20 protein-coding genes are annotated in these 21689 nt (G+C 54.7%); 4 read left to right on the top strand and 16 right to left on the bottom strand.

What is annotated here, in order from left to right; all coding sequences use genetic code 11:
• Positions 1-12: 12 nt before the first annotated feature.
• The 14 genes from GC101_RS12095 to GC101_RS12030 all read right to left on the bottom strand — a co-directional run bounded on the left by GC101_RS12095 (position 13) and on the right by GC101_RS12030 (position 15154).
• Positions 13-798: an STM4013/SEN3800 family hydrolase gene (locus tag GC101_RS12095; RefSeq protein WP_171717478.1), complete on the bottom strand. Its 786-nt coding sequence runs from the start codon at positions 796-798 to the stop codon at positions 13-15.
• A complete protein-coding gene (locus tag GC101_RS12090) occupies positions 795-2243 on the bottom strand; it encodes an STM4014 family protein (RefSeq protein WP_246354309.1) in 1449 nt (482 codons plus the stop codon). The genes GC101_RS12095 and GC101_RS12090 overlap by 4 nt, the downstream gene beginning before the upstream one ends.
• A complete protein-coding gene (locus tag GC101_RS12085) occupies positions 2243-3088 on the bottom strand; it encodes an STM4015 family protein (protein ID WP_171717476.1) in 846 nt (281 codons plus the stop codon). Before GC101_RS12085 ends, GC101_RS12090 begins: the two co-directional genes overlap by 1 nt.
• A 1139-nt stretch (positions 3089-4227) precedes the next feature.
• Positions 4228-5637, bottom strand: coding sequence for a ferrous iron transporter B (locus tag GC101_RS12080; RefSeq protein WP_171717475.1), 1410 nt, complete (start codon positions 5635-5637; stop codon positions 4228-4230).
• On the bottom strand, positions 5615-6346 hold the full coding sequence (locus tag GC101_RS12075; RefSeq protein ID WP_171717474.1) for a FeoB small GTPase domain-containing protein: 732 nt from the start codon (positions 6344-6346) through the stop codon (positions 5615-5617). Before GC101_RS12075 ends, GC101_RS12080 begins: the two co-directional genes overlap by 23 nt.
• A complete protein-coding gene (locus GC101_RS12070) occupies positions 6343-6597 on the bottom strand; it encodes a FeoA family protein (RefSeq protein ID WP_171717473.1) in 255 nt (84 codons plus the stop codon). The genes GC101_RS12075 and GC101_RS12070 overlap by 4 nt, the downstream gene beginning before the upstream one ends.
• A gap of 303 nt (positions 6598-6900) precedes the next feature.
• Positions 6901-7353: an SRPBCC domain-containing protein gene (locus tag GC101_RS12065; protein ID WP_171717472.1), complete on the bottom strand. Its 453-nt coding sequence runs from the start codon at positions 7351-7353 to the stop codon at positions 6901-6903.
• An 84-nt stretch (positions 7354-7437) separates the two neighbouring features.
• Positions 7438-8397, bottom strand: a complete 960-nt coding sequence (locus tag GC101_RS12060; protein WP_171717471.1) for a helix-turn-helix transcriptional regulator — start codon at positions 8395-8397, stop codon at positions 7438-7440.
• A gap of 113 nt (positions 8398-8510) precedes the next feature.
• Complete coding sequence (locus GC101_RS12055; protein ID WP_171717470.1) at positions 8511-9608, bottom strand: GerAB/ArcD/ProY family transporter; 1098 nt, start codon at positions 9606-9608, stop codon at positions 8511-8513.
• 9 nt (positions 9609-9617) lie between these two features.
• The gene (locus tag GC101_RS12050; protein WP_171717469.1) at positions 9618-9851 is read right to left on the bottom strand and encodes a hypothetical protein; all 234 of its coding nucleotides are present in this window, start codon (positions 9849-9851) and stop codon (positions 9618-9620) included.
• Positions 9852-9863: 12 nt separating this feature from the next.
• Positions 9864-11096, bottom strand: a complete 1233-nt coding sequence (locus GC101_RS12045; protein WP_171717468.1) for a Ger(x)C family spore germination protein — start codon at positions 11094-11096, stop codon at positions 9864-9866.
• Positions 11093-12196, bottom strand: coding sequence for a GerAB/ArcD/ProY family transporter (locus GC101_RS12040; protein ID WP_171717467.1), 1104 nt, complete (start codon positions 12194-12196; stop codon positions 11093-11095). Before GC101_RS12040 ends, GC101_RS12045 begins: the two co-directional genes overlap by 4 nt.
• Positions 12193-13815, bottom strand: a complete 1623-nt coding sequence (locus GC101_RS12035) for a spore germination protein (RefSeq protein ID WP_171717466.1) — start codon at positions 13813-13815, stop codon at positions 12193-12195. The genes GC101_RS12040 and GC101_RS12035 overlap by 4 nt, the downstream gene beginning before the upstream one ends.
• Before the next feature lie 187 nt (positions 13816-14002).
• The gene (locus GC101_RS12030; RefSeq protein WP_171717465.1) at positions 14003-15154 is read right to left on the bottom strand and encodes a phosphodiester glycosidase family protein; all 1152 of its coding nucleotides are present in this window, start codon (positions 15152-15154) and stop codon (positions 14003-14005) included.
• 204 nt (positions 15155-15358) lie between these two features.
• On the opposite strand from GC101_RS12030, the gene GC101_RS12025 reads away from it, so the two are divergent.
• Positions 15359-15940 carry a histidine phosphatase family protein gene (locus GC101_RS12025; RefSeq protein ID WP_216626577.1) on the top strand — a complete coding sequence of 194 codons (582 nt, stop codon included), beginning with the start codon at positions 15359-15361 and terminating at the stop codon, positions 15938-15940.
• 234 nt (positions 15941-16174) lie between these two features.
• A complete protein-coding gene (locus GC101_RS12020; RefSeq protein ID WP_171717464.1) occupies positions 16175-17026 on the top strand; it encodes a GGDEF domain-containing protein in 852 nt (283 codons plus the stop codon).
• Between the two features lie 432 nt (positions 17027-17458).
• Here the strand turns inward: GC101_RS12020 and GC101_RS12015 are convergent, their stop codons facing one another.
• Together GC101_RS12015 and GC101_RS12010 are read right to left on the bottom strand one after the other, a co-directional pair.
• Positions 17459-18193, bottom strand: a complete 735-nt coding sequence (locus GC101_RS12015) for a glycerophosphodiester phosphodiesterase (protein WP_171717463.1) — start codon at positions 18191-18193, stop codon at positions 17459-17461.
• A gap of 164 nt (positions 18194-18357) precedes the next feature.
• Entirely contained in the window at positions 18358-19515 is a 1158-nt protein-coding gene (locus GC101_RS12010; protein WP_171717462.1) for an amidohydrolase, read from the bottom strand.
• 285 nt (positions 19516-19800) lie between these two features.
• On the opposite strand from GC101_RS12010, the gene GC101_RS12005 reads away from it, so the two are divergent.
• Both GC101_RS12005 and GC101_RS12000 read left to right on the top strand, forming a co-directional pair.
• The gene (locus GC101_RS12005; protein ID WP_171717461.1) at positions 19801-20847 is read left to right on the top strand and encodes a uroporphyrinogen decarboxylase family protein; all 1047 of its coding nucleotides are present in this window, start codon (positions 19801-19803) and stop codon (positions 20845-20847) included.
• Positions 20847-21689, top strand: a complete 843-nt coding sequence (locus GC101_RS12000; RefSeq protein ID WP_171717460.1) for a MetQ/NlpA family ABC transporter substrate-binding protein — start codon at positions 20847-20849, stop codon at positions 21687-21689. Before GC101_RS12005 ends, GC101_RS12000 begins: the two co-directional genes overlap by 1 nt.

The raw sequence follows: 21689 nt of genomic DNA, 5'->3' as shown, positions 1-21689 counted from the left end.
GGGATGGTGTCGCTATACAATAAACTCGCGGTAAGGGACATTCCATACCGTTTCATGCGCGAGCCGGTGGCCCTGATAGCCGTCTTCGCCGTAAGCTTCTCCATGATCGGAGAACGCCAGGCAGAACACCGGGTTACCGCGTTCGCGGAAGGCGGCAAACAGACGCCCCAGTTCACCGTCGGCATAGCGGAGTGCAGCGCGCTGGCTGTCCACTGAATCACGCTTCGTACCAGGCAGGAACATATGATTCGGGCCGTGGATCGCAGAGACATTAATGAACATAAACAATCGCTGGTCCAGCGCGGTATTATTCAGTATCTTGAGCGCATGATTTACCTGATGCTCCGTTGAGCGCGGGTTCGTCACCCCGAACGTCATCCGCCAGTAGCTGTGCTGGAAATAACCGGGCAGGACACGGGCGAGGGGAACCTTTTTGCTGAAAAAGATTACCCCTCCTATACACACCGTCTGATATCCCGCCGCTGCCAGCCCGGACACCATATCCGGCGTATCGAACAGCCAGGTATGGGGATGGGTCTTGAGCCCGGTATTCCGGGAATGGAAGAGCCGCACATGCTCAGCCTTATTCGTAGTGGCCGGAGTGGGCAGGAATCCGCCGAAGAAGGCATGATGGGCTGCATAGGTGAAGCTGCCGGGTGTATGCCGCTTTTCCCAGGAACCGCTGCCGCACAGGTTGGGACAATAGGCCTCCTCCAGAACAGCGGCATCATAGCGCAGCGTATCGAGCGTAATCATTAAGATATCGTGCGTGCCGACTACGGCATTCATATCGGTCATAGGGCCAGGTTCCTCCCGGATAGCTGTTTCATTTCCCATTCATAGGTGCTGCAGCCGTGGTATTCCACATCGTACAATAAGTCGCCAAAAGGGTTCACATCCGCCGTATACGTCCGCCCGGTGCTCCCCACCAATACATCAATTCCCGCCACGGAGGAATGCGGAAAAGCAGCCAGAGACTGCTCGGCCGTATGCCGTACCTCTGCCTGCATGTCCTCCGAGAGTCCGGCTTCGGCCGGAGTCATCCGGCGGCTGCGCAGATGCAGGTTCGTAATCGGTGTGCGGCTTACCCGTGCAACCGAATGGCAGGCCACACCGGCAACAACCAGCTGGCGGATATCGAACGATTGCCCGCCTGCGCCGGACTTCGGAATCCACTGCTCGGCGTAGGCGCCGTGGCGGTAGAGCCAGTTGATGATTCCGGCGAGGAGCGCAGAGTCCGTATAGCGCCGCAGCTTGCCGGAATTATAATACACCGGGGGACGGGTGATATAGCTCTCGACCCCGATGGTAGTGACCGCCACCTCAGCTCCCGTTGCCGGATTGAGCTGATAGGCAATGACGCCGGATGCGGCTGAGCCGCTGGCCAGCTTGATGAATACGCGGTGCATCCGCTGCGAGAGCATCAGCCCGCGGAGGGAGGCATAGTCCACGGGGGCTTCTCCGCTGCTGCCCTTAAGCGGCCGGGGAATAGGAACGCCAGCCGCAGCCAGAAGCTGCTGCGTCCGGCGTTTATCAGTCATCGCGGCGATCTCACCGGGATGGTTGGTCCAGCGGGCGGAGGGCAGGAGATGCCCGGCTTCACGCTGAATCCGGGCCAGCAGCCGGCAGTAGCCGCGGAACCACTGGGACGGATGATGCAGCACGCCGGGCATATCCTGGAGTGCGCCGGCCGCCTTGAAGCTCAGCGGGCGGAGGTCCGGCTGGCCGCCGTAAGGATGCAGCGAGTCGTCTGCGTCGGGCGCATCCGGCGCACCGAGTGCGATCAGGGCGCGCTCGGTTTCGAAGCTGCCGCCCGGCGACTCCAGCCGCAGCAGCGGCGGGGCCGTGTCCGGGGCAGGCGCTGCGGGGGCAGGTGCGGCCAGCCTGGATTGCCGGCTGCTATCGCGGCCTTGGGCAGCCAGCTGCGTCAGGTCCGGCTGCCTGTCCGGTGCCGGTGAATTCACCTGTGCTTGTCCCTGCAATGCATCCAGCACCTGCATTCCATCAACCCGCTGCCCCGCCTGCTGGGATACTCCGCCCAGCGGCTGCTCCTGCTCCGGCAGCATGTCCGGCCAATACCCCGCCTGCTCCAGCAAATCAGCCAGCGGCTGGCCCAGCAGCAGCCCGGCGTACGGAATCAGGACCGCCGGAGGCATGCCGAGGCGGCTTCTCGCCTGCTGGATGCCTTCCGAGCGCCTGTCGCCGGGATTGCAGAACACAATCAGCCGCTCTGCGGGTAGCATCACTCGGTGATCGACGGATAACGCCAGTCATCCTCGTCGTCGCTTTTCTGCTGGTCGCTGACATCGGCAGGCAGTCCGCTGTTCTTCCAGCGCTGAATCATTCCGTCAGACATATAATGATGGCTCAAGTTGAGCAGCTTTAGTCCTTTGATCTTCCCGCTGGCGAGCAGCGCCTCGGCGCCGGTATCGCTAAGGGTTCCGAGCGACAGGTCGAGCGTCTCAAGCTGATCCAGAATAGGTGCATCGGCTAAGGCTGCAGCGATTTCATCCTGGATTTCACTATTTTTGAGTCCCAGATAGGTAAGCTTGGGGAACTTTCCGGGGGCGATCAGCGGATACAGGTCTTCCAGACCGCCGTCAAATCCGTAGTTGTCCACGCCTAGATATAATTCGAGCTTTTGCAGATTCGGCAGATTGGCGGCGGCGATATCGGCCAGGACATTTTTGCCGAGTCCGCCTGTTATAATAATCAGTTCTTCGAGCTTCTCATGCTGCAGCTGGCTCAGCCGCAAGTTCGTGCCTCCCTGCGCAGTCAATGACTGCAGCTCCGGATAAGCGGGAAGCAGCGGCGAGAGGTCGGTTTGGGTAATCCACGAAATTTCACATTCCTCATACCCCATTTCCCCGATAAAAAGCCTGCGCAGCGCAGGGAAACTTGCACTGTGCTTCACCAGCGCCTGGACGGCATCCTCCGAGCTGTTCTCGTAGGCTTGTCCCCAATCGCCAATCGTCAGACTGCTTACTCCAGCGGCTTCGGGGCTATTGCTCAATTGTTCTATCTCCGTCTCTATCCGCTTACCTTCTTCAAATGCATCGTAATCGATACTGAGCTTCACTGCTGTCATGAACATTCCCTCCCGGAAATTTATGGCTTCCAAATCACCCTAACATTAAGCAGATAGGGAGTCAAATGGCCAAGACGGAAGGTTACGGGAGAGGGATTAGCGATAGCTGGAGCGGATGGGTAGGAGGGACATGAGAGTAGGATGAGGGAGGGGGAGAGTGGCTGGAGAGCAGTTGGTGAGTAGGAGAAGAGCAGTAGTAAAGGTACTTGTCGAGTAGCATGGGTGTAGTAAGAGAGTAGTTGGAGAGCAGATGTAGAGTAGGAGTAGAGCAGTAGTAGAGGTGCTTGTAGAGTAGCATGGGGAGTAGCAAGAGAGTAGCTGGAGAGCAGATGTAGAGTAGGAGTAGAGCAGTAGTAAAGGTGCTTGTAGAGTAGCATGGGTGTAGCAAGAGAGTAGCTGGAGAGCGGATGTAGGGTAGGAGTAGAGCAGTAGTAAAGGTACTTGTGGAGTAGCATGGGTGTAGCAAGAGAGTAGCTGGAGAGCAGATGTAGAGTAGGAGTAGAGCAGTAGTAAAGGTACTTGTGGAGTAGCATGGGTGTAGTAAGAGAGTAGTTGGAGAGCAGATGTAGAGTGGGAGTTGAGCAGTAGTAGAGGTGCTTGTAGAGTAGCATGGGGGAAGAGTGGCTTGAAAGGCTGATTTTCGCAAACTTATGGAGTTTTAGGTATCTGCAGAGTAATTCTAGGGTTTGGCGTGCGCGAAATGAAGTTATGCGGCCCGTATGTAACGCTACTCCTAAATAGCAGTCTTCCGATCGCTGATAATAAGATGAACTGATTCAAATGTTGCACAAATTACAACTTTGAGGTAGAGATACCGGGGCATTCGAGAGAATTGTTGTAGAAAATGCAAGAATTTTTACATAAATTCAATGAAAATAAGGGGAATGTTGTATTCTGTACAACAATTTTGATTTTTGCCGCTTATCGCGATGGGATTGTTGTATTTCGTGCAAGATTTTGAAGGGAGGAAGGGGAAGGGGCCGCACAGCGTCTCGTCCGCGCGTCCGGATTCATTGCCCCGCCCCGTCGCCCCGCCCGTCGCCCCGCCCGTCGCCCCGCTCGGCGTCCCGCCTGCGCGTCCCGCCTGCGCCCCCGCCCCATCGCCAGGCTCCCCGCCTCAAGCGGCAGGGAGCCGGCCATCATACCCAGCCGAACAGCCGGGCTGCGGCTGCAACCAGGTAGGTTACCGCGATGGCGATGCCGAGCGGAATGACGGCGGAGAGCACTGCCCACTTCATGCTTTTGGTCTCCTTGTAGATGTTCACCAGCGTGGTGCCGCAAGGATAGTGCAGCAGGGAGAACAGCATCATATTCAGCGCCGTCAGCCAGGTCCAGCCATGGCTCAGGAAGATATCCTTGATGCTGCCAAGACCTTCGATATCGACCATGGCACCAGAGGACATGTAGCCCATGAGCAGGATCGGCAGCACAATCTCATTGGCCGGCAGCCCGAGGATGAAGGCCATGATAATGAAGCCGTCCATGCCTAGCAGCTGGGCAAAAGGATCAAAGAATGCAGCCATATGGTTAAGCACGCTCTCTCCGCCGACAAATACATTGCCGAGAATCCAGGTGATGATACCGGCTGGAGCGGCGACGACGATAGCACGGGTCAGCACATTCAGCGATTTCTCTTTGGAGGAGCGGACAATAGTCTTCCAGATTTGCGGGCGGCGGTACGGCGGAAGCTCCAGCGTGTAATGGGTAGGCACACCGCGCAGCGCTGTTCTGGACATGACCCAGGATACACTCAGAGTTACGGTAATGCCGACCAGCACGATGCCCATCAGTACCAGCGCTGTGGAGAAGGTGCGCAGCATTCCGGTTGTCGCGGCTCCGACCATGAACATGGAGGAGAGCAGGATAAGTGTAGGCCAGCGGCCGTTGCAGGGTACGAAGTTGTTGGTCAGAATAGCCAGCATCCGTTCACGGGGCGATTCAATAATGCGGGTCGAGAGAACGGCGGCAGCATTGCAGCCGAAGCCCATCGACATCGTTAAGGCCTGCTTGCCGTGGCCGCCGGATTTCTTGAACAGGCGGTCCATGTTAAAAGCAACCCGGGGCAGATACCCGAAATTCTCCAGCAGCGCAAACACCGGGAAGAAAATCATCATCGGCGGCAGCATGACACTGATGACCCATGAGGTTCCGCGGTACAATCCGAGCACAAGGACGCCGTGCAGCCAGGCCGGCGCATGAACAGCGGTAAATCCAGCAGTCAGATAACCTTCGATCCAGCTGAAGAGGGAGGCAAGCCAGCTTGAAGGATAGTTGGCTCCGGCAATCGTAATCCAGAATACCAGGCCGAGACCGGCAAGCATGATGGGGAAGCCCCAGAGCTTGGAGGTAACGATATTATCCAGTTTATAGGTGCTGCCCAGCTTCTTCTTATCTTGATAGGTGACTGCATCGCTGCAGATGCCGGCGGATACGCCGTAGATCCCGCTGACAATCTCATCGCGGATTCCCCCTTGATCAGCCAGCTTCTTAGCGGCTGCGAGCAGAGAATCCACCGGGTCGTGACCGTTAATGGCATGCGGTGATTCCATGGCCGACTACCTCCTCGCTTACGGGAATATCCTTACGGCTCATGCGGGCTTTGAGTGAAGTAAGCAGGCTGTGATCACCATCCAGCAGCCGCAGGGCAATCCAGCGGGCGGGGTATCTCGAACCGATGGTCTGCTCAACCATAGGAATCAGCTCGGCTATGCCTTGCTCAATGTCAGTGCTGTAGGTGATTTTCAGCGGCTCTGCCTTGAATGCACCCGTGGCCACACGCTCGATTTGATCAAGCAGCGCTTCAATACCGATTTTGTTACGGGCAGAAATAGCGGTTACGGGAACGCCGAGCCTCTTGGAGATCCGCTTCAGATTGATATCAATTCCAAGCCGGCGGGCTTCATCGATCAGATTGATGCAGACCACGGCACGGCCGGTGATCTCCAGTACCTGCAGGGCAAGGTTAAGATTGCGTTCCAGCGAGGTAGCATCCAGGACCACTAGCGTTACATCCGGCTGTTCAAAAATAATATAGTCCCTTGCAGCCTCTTCATCGGCGGAGTTGGAGTAAAGCGAGTAGGTGCCCGGAAGATCCACGGCCAGATACGTGTGGTTCTTGTGGGAGAACCCGCCTTCGGCGGTGACAACGGTTTTGCCTGCCCAGTTGCCGGTATGCTGGCGCATGCCGGTCAGCAGATTGAACAGCGTGCTCTTACCCGTGTTGGGATTGCCTGCAAAAGCGACCGTGTACTGGCTCATCCTTCACCGCCTCCAATTAATTGACCATAGATTAATGAGCTCTCTTCCCGGCGCAGGGCAATCGTTGTATTGCTTACCCGGAATGCCGTAGGATCTCCCAGCGGGCTGCGCCGCAGTACTTCTACGCTATTCCCGACGACGAATCCCAGATCAAGCAGTCTTCTCCGCAGCACACCCTGAACTTCAATGCCGCTGATGCGCAGCGTACTGCCGTTCACAGCCTCTGACAATGGAATAACGGCTTCAGCCATAAGATCTCCTTCTTTCGTATGAAATGGAATGAATGAATATATAACCATAAGTATGGAGTATGCATTTATATAGTGTATTGTGCACGCGGCATAGATTATTGCAGCCTGCCACAATATTAGTATATGTAAATAATTTTGTCCTTGCAACAAAAATGTTTCCCTAGGGAAAGAATAAAATAATCCCTGCTATAAAAGCGGCACGGGCCTCTTTATAGCAGGGATAGCGGAAGAGTAATAAAATTAGAAGCGTCTATTCTGTGGTGATGATTGTTTGAATATATGGAGGCTGTCTGCTGCTTACTCCTAGCTGCCGAAATCCAGGGTGCGGCCGGTTTCTGCCAGCGTCTTCGTATTGCTGAGAATCTGCCACCATGAACTGTTGCTGGCATCGTAGGAAGGGTCATCCGGATGCCAGTCTCCATGAACCAGTGTCAGCCTGGTACAGCCGCCCGCCGGCTCCAGCTTCCAGGAGATGACAGACTCATAACCCTCTCTATTCGTGAGGTAAGAGGGTCCGGTCTTATGGGTATAGCGCAGCGTCTGCTGCGGAACATATTCGAGCAGAGTGCCGTAGACATGCACCGTTTCTTCCCCGGCAGCCCCCGGACCTACATACTCCAGCTGTTCACCGACAACAAAGCTGGAGCGGATCACACTTCCGTAATAGATTTGCCGGACCTTCTCCGGGGAGACTAGAGCCTCCCATACCTCTGCAGCGGCAGCACCAATATAGAAGTCATACTTCAATTCTCTCATTCCCTGTTCCTCCTGGCATTATTGGATTCATGAACAATATACACAAGGATCACTGACAGCTGCAGTCAGTGATCCCTCAGGAGATTAAGAATCCTTATAATGTTCGGCGAGATCCGCAGCAACTCTGGACAGCTTGTGCTTGAGGGACGCGGGCTCCACAATGGCCAGCGATTTGCCGTAAGGCAACAGGAAATAAGGGGCGAAGCTGTGTAAGGCAGCCTGATTCAGCAGAAACCGGGCACTTCCCGTGCTGCGCCGCTCCAGCGTATGCCCGAACAGCCAGTGACTGCACAGATCGTTCAGTGTGGCTTCTTCCGCTTCGATAACCACAGCGGTTAACTCAGAGTCCTGCTCCGTTGCAGGAAGCAGCCTCTGCAATAAGAAATCCCGTGCCGAGAATCCGTCAGGACGAAGGAAGGCTTCCCCTGTCCGCTGCAGTCCGGTGATCCGGTCCACCCGGAAGTTGCGGATATCCTGGCGCAGATGGCAGAAGCCGGAGAGATACCACTGGCCTTTCCACATCACCAGACCATAAGGGTCGATGCACCGGGAGGACGCCGGGGTACCGTTCCCCTTACGGTATTCCATCTGAAGAGAGAGACTCTCCGCAGTGCAGACTTCCAGTTCTTCAAGCAGCAGCGAAGGGTGCTCTCCAGGGGAGTGGAGGATCGCAAGTCCGCTCTCATGGCGCTCCATCTGCGACAGCTGGGCCTCATTGCTGTAACGCTTAAGCTTGGCAATTGCCCCGTCGAGCGCATCGACGTAAGGGTAGCCGCTCCCCCTGGCAAAAGCAGATGCCTGTACAAGTGCCCGCCGTTCTCCATCGTTGAAGAATAGCGGAGCGGTGCTGAAATGCTCCGGCAGCCAAAAGCCGCCGCCCGGCCCGGCATCGGCCTCTACAGGGACACCGCTGGCGCACAGCGCATCGATATAGCGGTAGATCGAACGGACGCTCAGTTCAAGCTCGTCTGCCAGTTCGGCGGCCGTTCTTTTGCGCTGCTTCAGCATCCAGAGTATAGACAACATATAATCGGCTTTGGCCATTGGCTTGAACCTCCTAGGCAGAATGACTGATCTAACAGCCAGTTTACCTTCAACCACCCGTTTTGCCAACCTTCTGCAGCGCCGCCGGGTAATGGAGCCTGGCTGGGACCGGCTTACGAAGTGGATCGCTTAAACCCGCTGCGCACCAATATGGAAATGGCCAGCAGCAGGGGGATGGCGACCTGGAACACCGGATCAAGCTTGAGGCTGGGGCCCAGGCCGATGGCGATATGCTGCGTGTAGTCGCGCTCCAGAAAAGAAGCGCCATAGATAACGGCGCCTACCGGAAAGACCCACCATTTGGCCGGTTTGCCGGTCAGCTCCGCAATAGCTTTTACCGAACAGAAATAGAAGAGCATCATCTTAATCAGCAGTCCCAGAAAGAGCTGGACGGTCACCAGGATATCGAGCCGTTCCACAAACTTGAGGTTCGATAAGGTCCGGACGGTTTTGAGAAAAGGCAGCTGGCTGATCCCCGCAATGGTCGGACCGAGGACCGCCACATTCAGCGCATTCATGAAGATCAGGAAGAGACTGATCAGGAGATAGGCGTTCAAGGTATATTTTACAGGCACACCGGGCTTCTCCCATAAGGACCACAGCATCAGGAATACGATCATCTGCCCAAACGGGAACGAGACGATATCCGGCAGTGCGGCTTTGACGATAGGCATCAGTCCGCCCTCCATGACCGGAGCCAGCCGGCCGAAATCAATCGATCCCATAATTCCGAGCAGCACAACAAGCACAATGTAAAAGAAGATCATCACCGGCAGCAGAACCTCCGGCAGCCGGAAAATAACCTCAGCCCCCTTCCAGATTGCATAGAGGGCAAGAAGCACAAAGACTAACATCGTTACGGCCATCGGGGTTCTTGGCAGCATGGTGATTGCTGTGAGCTCACCTAAATCACGGACATTGCGCATGGACTGATAGGCGAAATAGAGGCCGTAGACACCGCCGATGAATGAGCCGGCAACCTTGCCGAAGTGAAATTTCAGCATTCCTATCAGATCCGTATCCAGAGATCGGTGCTGAATCCACATCAGAAGCAGAAGCAGGATGAATCCGGCGGCTGAACCTGTACACATCGCCAGCCACGAATCCTGCTTGGCCTTGCCTCCAAGCAGGAACAGCGGCGTGCTGCCAATTTCAAACAGCATAATCATGAACGCAATTTGCAGGGAGGACACCTGTTCTTTTTTTGGCATAATCAGCATTCAGCCTCCTAACCAATAGATTATAGCCCTGCCGATAGGCTGAAAGAACGCCGTATACAAGATCCCGACACTAATGAAGGGGGTTCTTGTCATTCCGCAAATATTAATATAAGCGCAATAGACAAGAATGCAGCCCAGCCACAGGCGGTGCAGCTGGCGGCCCTTTCCGCGCAGCTTGGTGCAGCCCCAAAAGAAGGCAAGAATATAGAGTATAAGAGTTATAGCTATTTTCATAGTGAAGCTCCTTTACTCTTGCTGGACAGACTTGAACGATTTGTTGCTGAGGCCTGTCCGTTCAATCTGGAACGAGACATGCGGGCGGATCTCAATCTCCTGAAATACGCTGTCCCAGCTTTTCTCCTTCTCAATCTGCTTCCAGCGCTTGCGGTCGCTGCGGTGGACTCTTACCGCGAAGCCTGTGACATCTGCGCCGAGCTTTTTAACCTCCGTCCAGGAGTTATTCACGAGATCGAGTACCTGCCGTTCGAGGGATGCTTCCATTTCACTGATCGCTTTACGGTCATTCAGATCCATAACGCTGCCAAGCTCCGTTAATACCCCGCTGCCCTTGATATCTATATCCATGATGAAATGGTCTTTAGCCCAGACGGGATGTACATTAGTCCAGGAATTCTGGAGAATGAACGAGGCGTCGAGCTTGTCACTCTTCCGGGGCTGGGAAGCGAATGCGATGGTTGCAGTCTCGATATTGTCTGTCATAAAAGACAAGCCGAAGGCCTGTTTCTGGCTAAGCCAGCCTACAAACTTCTCGCCTTTTAATACACCCAGTCTGCCCAGCGCCAGGCGTGAAGGCAGATCTGTCCGGCCGGTCTCACTGGTCTCATCCATAATTCCAGGTCCTGTAAGCAGAATCTCCGGCAATACCGCACTCCCGGACTCAGAGGCGAGGGACATCGCCAGCTCAAACAGGCGGGTGCCGGGATAATAGGAGAGCAGCCGCGACTCCTGTTCAATCATGAGCTGGATGCCGGAGCCCTGATTCTTGGTCAATTGCATCAGCTGATCCAGAATATCTCCAGCTTCGCCTTTGGAAATAAATACATATACCGTTTCCCGGGCATCCTGCTTGCGCAGGAACATGTCGATCAGCTGATTGATGCCATGCTTGGCCAGACTTTCCCCGATAACCGTAATCCGTGAATGGGAGAAGAACATCTCGCGCGTGCTGGTCAGATTGGTCCGTTCGATCGCTTCCATAATCGTCCGCCCTTTTACTGTAAAGGTGACAAACGGCGGTGAGCTTGTGCTTCCACCTCCGCTGCCGCCCATCCCGCTTGCACCGGAAGAGGGGTTGATGACCTGATAGGTAGCTTTCCACTCGTTATTCTCCCAGTCGTAGGCCGAACCGGAGGTAACCCCCAGCTCATTCAGCTCCCGGTCATCCCAGCAGCCGGAGAGAAGGGCGGACAGAAGCGGGAGACAGAGGATGAGGCACAGCGCCTTTCTCTGTGTATTCATGTTTCTACCCCCTTCCGCTTGGACCTTGACTTGTGGACCCGGTACAGCAGGATAGCCCCCAGCGGCACAAGCACATTGAACAGGAAGAAGACCACAAAACGTCCTTCCTTATTGTAGATGTTAAGCTTGGCCGAGCTTTGCCAGGTAAACAGGCATTCCAGCGCGATGAGCAGACCAAGCGCTCCGATAAAAGGCCGGCTGCTGCTCACCCGGAACGTCTGCTTGAAGCATTCTACTGTCACAAACAGGAAGATCGCGAATTTCAGATAGATGGACAGCACCCAATAAGAAATGAATAGAATATCCAGCTTCTCTATGAAACGTCCGATCCTGATAATGCCCACGGTAGAGAAGCCCGGATAGGCGCTGAGCTTGATGAAATCCGGACCGAACACCATCAGGGCCGTGATCAGGGAGAACATCATCAGAACAGAGACGAACAGCAGTCCGGTCCAGCCGATAATCCGCGCTCTCTGCGGATATTGCAGGTAAGGAGCCAGAAACAGCAGCACGGCCACTTCAGACATCCAGGTGGTCGGCGTCAGGCTGGCCAGCGTTAATTCAGCCAGGTTGTGATCGAACATCGGCAATAAATTATGCACATTCAGATCGCTGAACAACCCGAACAGGTACAGGGGGACGAAGACGAAATAGAGCAGAATGACCAGGGTATTCACTCTGGCGATGGATTCGATGCCTTGTCTGACCATATATATCGTGATGAAGAGAATCAGGATCACGAGTACGGTGACCGGTGTGTTGATCAGTACATTGTCTTTGATGAAATTGACGAATTCTCGCAGAATCGTTGCCGTGGTATCCAGATAGAATTGCAGCATCAGCAGACCGAGGATGGTGGATACAACCGGAGAGCTTTTCTCCCTGACCCAGTCCAGAAAAGGAGCGCCATTGTTATTCTGAATCACAGTCCCGACAATTGCAGCAATAAGCAGCCCGGCCAAGGTGGACATAATAATCGCCATTGGCGCATCTTGCTCCGCATAGGTGCTAATAATGATGGGCAGCACGACAGTAGCCGTCGGCAGGATCGTATTAACAATCAGCATGGCTGCCTGGGTGGTGCCGATTTTTCCATTCATGCTGGACCCTCCCCCTGAGGCTTCGGCTGTTCCGGTGCTGGTTGGTTCGCCCCTTCAACGGGCTGAGGCTTCTGGTTCGGTCCTTGTCTGCGGGTTTCTTTGCCGAGATCGGTCTTGGGACGCATGGTCATGCTCCAGAGCGGAACGCGGATGAAGATATCCTTCAGATATCGCGGAATCATCGGCGCTACCGGAGACAGATAGGGAACGCCGAAGGAACGCAGTCCCGCCATATGAATCAGGAGCACCATCATGAAGGACATGATTCCGAATAAGCCAAGCGATGCAGCGATGAACATCATTACAAAGCGGATCAGCCGGATGGAGTTGGCAATCGCCAATGACGGAATCACAAAGTTCGAGATGGCCGTAAAAGAAACCACAATGACCATAGCCGCCGAGACAAGCCCGGCCTGAACAGCAGCCTGACCCAGCACCAGCGCGCCGACGATGGAGATAGCCGGTCCGATGGTGCGCGGCATGCGCACCCCCGCTTCGCGCAGTACATCGAAGGTGAGCTCCATGAGCAGCGCTTCCGCCAGTGCCGGCAGCGGCACCCCTTCACGCTGGGCAGCCAGGCTGATCAGCAGGGTGGTCGGCAGCATTTCCTGGTGAAAGGTAGTGACTGCAATATAGAGTGCGGGCAGCAGCATCGATACAAAGAAAGCCCCGTAGCGGATCAGCCGCAGAAAGGAGGAGATATCATACCGCTGGTAGTAGTCTTCACTGGACTGGAAGAAGTTGAAGAAGGTAGACGGCGCCAGCAGGGCAAAGGGGGTGCCGTCAATAATAATCCCGATTTGTCCTTCCAGAATGCCTCCGGCTACCGCATCGGGACGTTCGGTGTTCTGGATGGTAGGGAAGGGGGTCAAGCCGCCGTCCTGAATGAATTCTTCAATATAATTGCTCTCCAGAATGGCATCCGTATTAATGGCATCAAGCCGGCGGCGGATTTCTGTCAGCACCTGTTCGCTGGCGATGCCCTTCAAATAGATGATGGCGATTCCGGTCTGGGTACGCTGGCCGATTTTATATTCTTCGATCCGCAGATCGGTAGTTTTGAGCCGGCGGCGCAGCATGGAGGTGCCCGTGCGCAGACTTTCCGTGAAGCCCTCCTTCGGACCGCGGATGACACCCTGGGAGGTCGGCTCGTTAATGCTTCTCTTCTCCCAGCCGGAGGTGTCTGCGGCCAGTGCGACCTGAAGTCCTTCGAACAGAATCAGCGTATAGCCTTCAAAAAGCATAGCCAGCAGCACTTCCAGCGTCTTGCCTTCCTTGACGCCCCCGACCGGCAGCATCTGATCCTTGATCATGCTGAAGGCAGCTTCGGCGGTAATTGAATCTCCTTTCAGCGTCACATTCTCCATCAAGGGCTGGAGCACCGTCTGGTTGACAGAATCGGCATTCACCAGGCCGTCAATATATATAAATGTAAGGGAAAGGGAGCTCAAGGATTCATTGGTGAAGTTGCGGATGACGATATCCGAGCTGCTGCCGATCCGCTTTCCGATTTCCTGCAAATTCACCTCAAGTGAGGAGTTCAGCGGGAGCGGTGCGGGTACAGAGGTTTCCACGGGATCTTTGCCTGTCTTCCGGCCTTTCTGCTGATTCTGCGGCATCTTCGGGGGCTCCTTTCTGCTGGATTCTGGATTCTTTGGCTGTATTATCCCCCGCAGGTGGATTCCTTATTCTGCCTGATTTACGGAATCAGTGGATGAATTCCAGGCTGGTGAACGTGAAAAAGGCATTTCTCCAGCCTGTTCAGGATGAGAGAAATGCCTCCATATAGATGCTTATAGCCGGATATTATTTGGTCTGGACGACCAATGCGTTGCTGATCAGGCGGCCGGGTGTAGTCAGATATTTGCCGTTATAGTAGAGGCCGCTGGAGGCTCCGCCATCCAGATTCATCGCCTGGTACGCACCTGCCTGCTTCATAATCTCTGCCAGCTGGGGAATGGTTGCCCCGCCGGAGGTCAACAGAATCAGCTTGTGGTCGCGGGTCAGACCCAGCGCGCTGCGGGAGCCTCCGCCTGTCAGTATCTTAGGGTCCTTGAAGCCCTCGGCGAGCACATTGAGGGATACCTTGCCGTTTACCAGCAGCCGCGGGCCTGCCTGCAATGCACCTTGAATGGAGCCGCTGTCGAAGCGGTTCTTGAATTCACTGCCCGGAATCAGCTCAGCCAGAAGGTTGCTGTCATAGGCAAAGACCGTCCGCTTGTCTCCTGGGCTGTTCTTCAGCATCTTGCCGCCGCTGATAATATAGCCGTAGGGAGCATAATAAGTGCCTTTGGTGTAGGCATCGAAGAAGGTGCCGTTGATGGCGGCTGCGGCATTGCTGCGCTTAGCGATGCTGGCGAGCGCTTCTGTCTTGCCGACAGTATTTCCGGCAAGGACGGCATCCAGCTTCACTGACGGATGCAGCAGGGAGACCGTAACGGTCTGCACGGCGAAGGAACGCCCACCGACCTTGTATGTATGATTGCCGCTGACTACAGCAGGCGTACCGCTCTTGATCAGGGCGCCGTTCTGCACGGGCAGGGTGGCTGTTGCCTCGCCGCTCGTGAGCTTGAGCGATGCGGAATCTTTATTCCACTGGAGCTGTATGCCAAGCGTCTGGCTGACGAGAGACAACGGAATATAAGTCATGCCATTCTCGCTAAAGGGACGTTCGCCCAGGGTAACGGGCTTGCCGTTGACGGCGGCTCCGGCCGTGCCTGGAGTGAAGGTAACAGACAAATCATCCCGTGTTACCTGGATCTGGCCTCCAGCAGAGCTTACTACAGACTGGATGCCGGCGAAGCCGTTCAGGAATCTTAGCGGAATGAACGAATGGTTCTCCTTATCAACATAGACGGTAAGTTTGGCTGGTGCCGCCGCAGCGGCCCGGGATTGCAGGGGCGACAGAAGGACAGCAAGCAGACAGAAAGCGGTGAAGAGGACGGACATTCTTTTCATAGTAAACCTCATAGTAAACGAAATCTCCTTCAGATTGTAGCAGGTTAACTGCAGTTTAGGATGAATCTGGAATGGACTCCAGAAAGAAGCACTTGAAATACTATAATATAGCGGGCTCTCTTGACCGTCAATGGAACATGCATAGAGCGGGCTGTTCGATTATAATTAAATCACTTACGGATATTGGCACAAAGGCGGGAAGCGATGATAACAAGAATAGGCTTGATTCGGCATGGCAGCACACTCTGGAATCAGGAAGGCCGGATACAGGGCCACACGGATAATCCTCTGGACGAGGAGGGCTTCCGGCAGGCGGCCGTACTTGCAGAGCGTCTCAGCGGTGAATCGTGGGATTATATCTATTCAAGCGATATGCTGCGGGCCAGACAGACGGCGGAGGTCATTGCCGGGAGACTGGGTATACCGCTGGCTGGTCTGATCCCGGGGATACGGGAAATGAACGGCGGGTTAATAGAAGGGACTACGGAGAAGGAACGGATCGAGCGGTTCGGCAGCGGGTGGAAGACGATGGATATGAAGCTGGAAAGCCGGGACCTGGCTCAGCAGCGGGGTGTCCGGGCCGTTGAAGAGGTTGCCGCCCGCCATCCGGGGCGCAATGTCCTCATAGTCAGTCATGGCGCCATTCTGCGCAGTACGCTGACAGGACTTGTTCCCTCACTGGATCTCAGTGTAGTGCTGAAGAATACTTCAATTACCCGTATAATCAGAGATGCCGGCGGCTGGACCTGCGAACTGTACAATGGCGTGGAACATATGAACGAATAGACAGTCTGGACGATTCTGGAATACAAGAGAGTCTCCCGTGCAAAGGGCGGCTCTCTTCCATATGTCCCAGAACATACCATCGCAAATCCTGCAGCTTTTGCCGATAATATTCTTAGCATTTATGCAAAGTCCGGCCTTACCTGCCGGAAATGTTCAGAATATGTTCAGACTAACCCTGTACAGTAGCGCTTAAAAGCGATAAATCATATGATTATCAAAGGAGGGCAGAGTAATTTGGAAGAGGCCCGGAATTATATACTGGCTGTATTATCTATTCTCATTGGAGTATTAACGGTGTACAGCATCCTCAGGCTGACGCGGAATTTCTCCAAATGTCACCAAAGAGCCCGCGCGGTCCGCACGAGCCTGGTTGTACTAGTTATTAGTGCCGGTCTTGGCAGCATGCATCTGCTGGGCAAGAGAACTTTGTCGGGGTTCACCGCTGAAGATAGCAATCTGTTTATTACTATGGCACTCTATGTGCTTACGCTCGCCGGAATATTGTACCTGTTCCTGCGTGTGCGTATGCTCCTCGGAGAGCGCGAGCAGCTGAAAGAACTGGCCTACCGGGATACCTTAACCGGACTGCTCAACAAGAATGGAATGGATCATTTCTGGGATCACTGCAAATCAGGTGAACAGCTTGCGGTATTATATCTGGATCTTAACCGCTTCAAATCGATTAATGATACGCTCGGCCATCATGCGGGAGATTTGCTGCTGGAAGCCGTTGGCGGCAGTCTGCAGCAATTTTCGCGTAAAGGCAAACGGCATATATTCAGGGTGGGCGGGGATGAATTCGTCATCGTCGCCAAACGCTGCAGCCGCAAGGATGCGGAGCAGCTGGCCCTTAAGGTTCTGGAGAATATCACCCGGAATTACAAATTGGAGACGCATGAATTGTTCGTATCCGCGAGCGTCGGCATCACAATGAGCCAAGGCAGAATTGACCGGAAGCGGCTGCTCCAGGAAGCTGATTCCGCTATGTACAATGCCAAGCAGCTGGGCAGCGGGCGTTATGCGGTCCATAAGCAGGAGAATAGTCTTCCTCCTGTGAAGCTGGTCAGCAGCTCCAGAGCCCAATAGCTTGTGAAATCCTGCCCAAAATACAACATTTTGCTCATGAAATCGGCCCTAATCATCAAATGTTGTATGAAATACAGCATTTCCCCCTCATTTAAGCCGATTAGCGGGAGAATTCTTGTATTTCGTGCAACAATTCTCAAGGACAGCTGGGCAGGTGGCAAGCAAAGTTGCAGTACGTACAACATTAATACCGGGGCCAGCAATGAACCTGGTATGAGGCGGGTACGAGTCAGGTGTGAGACAGGTTCGAGCCAGGTGTGAGACAGGTATGAGCCAGCTACGAGCCTGGTATAAGACAGTGATAGCTTTACGCAAAAACGGATACCATCCCTTAGAGGAAGGTATCCGTTTCTGTTTGGTGCGGCCGCTGCCTGAGTGCTTCAGACGGCTCCTGATCCGGAAGCAGCAGCCACTCCGGCCTTTTTGCCAATACTATAATCCCTTGGCTGCCAGCAGCCCGGCAAGTACATCCGGGTGATCGGTAATGATGCCGGCCACTCCGGCCTCAATCAGATAGGTCATCTGTTCGGGATCATTTACAGTCCAGGGATGATAGACGATTCCGCTCTCCGCTGCATCGGTGACGAACTCCGGCAGAACGGAAGAGTAATGGGCATGCAGAGCATCCGCTTGAAGCGTAGCCGCATAATCCCACGGACGGTATAAGCCTTCGCCATACAGTATGCCGGTGCGGATCTCCGGTGCCAGCGACTTGCAATAAGCAAGGGAGTAGTGGTTGAAGCTGGAGATGACTACCCGCTCACTCATGCCCTGCTCCCGCACAGCGGCTATTACCTTTTCCTCCATACCGGGATAAAGGAACGTGCCGTTCTTCAGCTCAATATTAAGTACTGTCTCACGTCCCTGAAGCAGATCCAGCAGCTCATCCAGTGTCGGAATCCGCTCTCCCGTGAACTCAGGACTGAACCAGGAACCCGCATCGACCTCCAGCACTTCACGAAGCGTCTTATCCTTCACATATCCGCTGCCTGTAGTGGTGCGGCTAAGATTCTCATCATGAATGATTACGATTGCTCCGTCACTCGTCATTTGTACGTCTGTCTCGATGCCGGTTGCGCCAAGCTCCAGACCCTTGCGGAATGCCGCCATTGTGTTCTCCGGGGCGACTGCGGATGCGCCGCGATGCGCGAAATTAATGATGTTCATGTACTGTAATTCCCTCCGTCTCTTGGTTGTGATGATGCCCGTGTTGGACGGGCCCCCTTGTAGTGTATTCCACATAACATGAAGAAACCCTGTCCGCAAGCAGCGAAAAGGGTGTGATTTCTTGGAAATTAACATGCGCCGGCAGAAGCCATTAGAATGGGGGATTAATTCCCCAGCTCTTTCAGGGCCGCAGCAGCCAGCTCTGCGAAATAGCGTGCTGCCTCTAGCAGCGCCGATTCATCGACGTCAAAGCGCGGGTGATGAAGGCCGTAAACCCCTTCGGTACCGATGTTGACGAAAGCGCCCGGCAGCTGCTGCAGATAAAAAGCGAAATCCTCGCCCCCCATCTGCGGATCAAGCTCAAAGACAGTGAGGCCAAGACGGGCCGCAGTCGCTGCGGCAAACCCGGCCCAGCGGGGGTCATTGACCGTTGCCGGCGGTCCGGGTATCCACTCAAGCTGTGCTTCAGCTCCTGCAGCGGCAGCGACCCCTCCAATAATCTGCCGGATCTGCCGTGGCACGGCTTGGCGGATGGCTTCATTATACGTCCGGACTGTGCCTTCCAGCTCTACAACGCCGGGCAGGACGTTCCAGGTGTTGCCGCCCTGTATCCGGGTTACGCTGACCACCACCGATTCAACCGCACTGGTAAGCCGGCTCACGATTGTCTGCAGCGAGGTGATGATCTGCGCCGCTGTTACAATCGTATCCTGGCCGCGTTCCGGCTGAGCTGCATGTCCTCCTTTGCCGAGAACCTTAATGACAAACCGGTCTACACCGGCAGTAAGTGCACCACTGCGTGTTCCGAATGAGCCTGCTGGCAGGTCGGGGTTATTATGCAGTCCAAAAATGGCATCTACTCCGCGGAGCCCGCCGGATTCCAGTACGGCTATTGCTCCGTGCCCGGTCTCTTCCGCAGGCTGGAACAGTATTCTGACGGTCCCGGCAAGCTCACTCTCCTGTGCCTTCAGCAGGTACGCTGCCCCGAGGATGCCTGCCGTATGGAAATCATGCCCGCAGGCATGCATCCTGCCGGGAATCGCGGAAGAGAAGGGGAGCCCCGTATCTTCTTCAATAGGCAGAGCATCGATATCTGCACGGATGGCAACGACCGGGCCATGGCCGCTGCCAATCTCGGCAATCAGCCCTGTCTGCAGCGGAAGATCAAGCACAGTAATTCCCGCTTCAGCCAGCCAGCGGCGCAGCCTGTCTGTGGTCTGAAATTCCTCGTTCGACAGCTCCGGCTGCTGATGGAGCTCCCGGCGCACCTGAATCAAACGCTGAGCCAGCTGCTGTTCCTGATCTTGCGTTAATAATGGCATGGATGTATAGCCCCGCTTTCTTCAAGTAATCTAGATCTTCCTGAATATTCCTGATTATTCCGATTGATTTATTTACTGCGCATAATACCTTTAATGGAAAGGCCCTGTCAATGTGTTATTTAACGATCCAGTGGTTTATGAAATATTTCATGAAAGTGATGGATATCTCATTGACGTTTCATTTTTCCCCATGCTATTATACGGCCAATTCATTTAAATCCGATAGAATAACTATTTATTTAATATTTCGGAGACAATGTGTTGCATCCAGAAGGGGGAGAACATATGGGAGAGTGGTCGAGACAGGAGCGTTTTGCGGCCTTGCTGTCAGGGGAGCGGGCCGATCGGCCGATTGTCAGCGGCTGGCGCCATTTCATAGACCGGGAGAGTAATGCCGGTGATCTTGCAGAGAGTACAGTAGCTTATACGAAGCAATTCGATTGGGACTGGGTCAAAATCAATCCGCGGGCTACGTATTACGCAGAGACATGGGGCAACACCTATGATTCCGCGGATTACCGTACGGTATTTCCCAAGCAGACCCGTGCGGTGATCCGGAGGCCGGAGGATGTCTGGAATATACAGGCGCAGCAGGCTGCGGCCGCAGCGCCGCTGGCCGAGCAGTTAGAGGCTGTAAGCCTTATACGCCAGGGCCTGCCGGATACTCCGCTGACCCAGACCATTTTCTCGCCGCTTACCGTGCTGCTGTTTCTGGCGGGCCAGTCGGCTTATGCTGGTGACACGGTTTATGGCAGCCGTGAGCCGGTGACCGTGGCAAGTCTGCTAGAGGAGGAGCGGGCTGGTGTACATCAAGCGCTGAAGGCCATCGCCCTGACGCTGGCAGATTATGTGCAGGAGCTGGGCAAACGGGGGCTGGACGGGATTTTTTATGCGGTGACCGGCACCGCTCATCCGGGGGTTTTTGATGAAGCAGCGTTTCAGGAGCTGTCCCGTCCGTATGATGAGATGGTGCTGGAAGCCGCCGGTTATGGCAAAAGGATTCTGCATACTTGCGGTGCCTATTCGCAGCCGGAAAGGTTCAATAATTATCCCATTGAGGGCATCAGCTGGGATACCGCAGCACCGGGTAATCCCGGTTTGCATGCAGAGCTGAGGCCGACGAAGGTGGGGGGAGTGGATCATGCCTTATTCGCAGCCCATGATCCCGGGCGCATCCGTGCACAGGCTGAATTCGCCCTGCGCCTGATGGCGGACGAGCCGTTCCTGCTTGCACCCAATTGCGCGATCCCGATTACCGTAGAAGATCGTTCCTTACAGGCATTACGTGATTCTATTCCGCATGAGTTCACATATGAAAAGGGGTTCAAATAATGAAAAATATCGTGAAGCTTAAGAAATTGGCAGCTGTGGTTCTGGTGGGGATGTCGGTCGTGCTGGGAGCCTGCGGGAACAAAACGGCTACAGGAGAAGAGAAGAAGGATATTGTTGTCGGCTTTGGCGTGGGCACCTATGAAGAGCAGTTCCGGCTTGGCATTGTGCCGATTCTGGAGAAGGAAGGGTACAAGGTGGAGATCAAAACCTTCTCCCAGAACATGCAGGTCAATCCGGCGATGAAGGAAGGCTCCATTGACGCCAGCATCTTCCAGAGTACGGCATACATGGAAGGCATCAACGCGGAACTGGATGCGGATATGGCAGTGCTGAACTTCGTGCCGAGCGCACCGCAGGGACTCTACTCCGAGAAGCATCAATCGCTTGATGAAGTGAAGGACGGCTCTGTGATTGCCCTGCCGAATGATCCGGTTAACCAGGAGCGTGCGGTACGAATTCTGGAGGACCTCGGCTGGGTGAAGGTCAAGGCGGATGCCGGGACCACAGACTTCAACCTCAGCAGTGTGGAGCCGGACAAATACGATCTGAAGCTGGAGTCGCTGGATTCGGCGCAGATTCTGGTCTCGCTGGCCGATGTGGATTACGGCGTGGTGAACGGCAACTATATCGCCAATGCCAAGCGGCAGATTACCGAAGCGCTCCAGATTGAGAACACGCCGGAGCAGCACCGGGTAACCGTAACGGTGAACAAGGGCGATTTGGATACCCAGTGGGCCAAGGATCTGAAGGCAGCGTATGAATCGCAGGAGTTCGAGGATTACATCAACGCCCAGGATAAATATGACGGCTTCATCCTTCCGGATGCCTGGGAGAACAACTGA

The organism is Paenibacillus phytohabitans (assembly GCF_013141775.1).
Taxonomy (GTDB): Bacteria; Bacillota; Bacilli; order Paenibacillales; family Paenibacillaceae; genus Paenibacillus_AQ; species Paenibacillus_AQ phytohabitans.
This window is presented reverse-complemented; position numbering and strand designations above follow the sequence as displayed.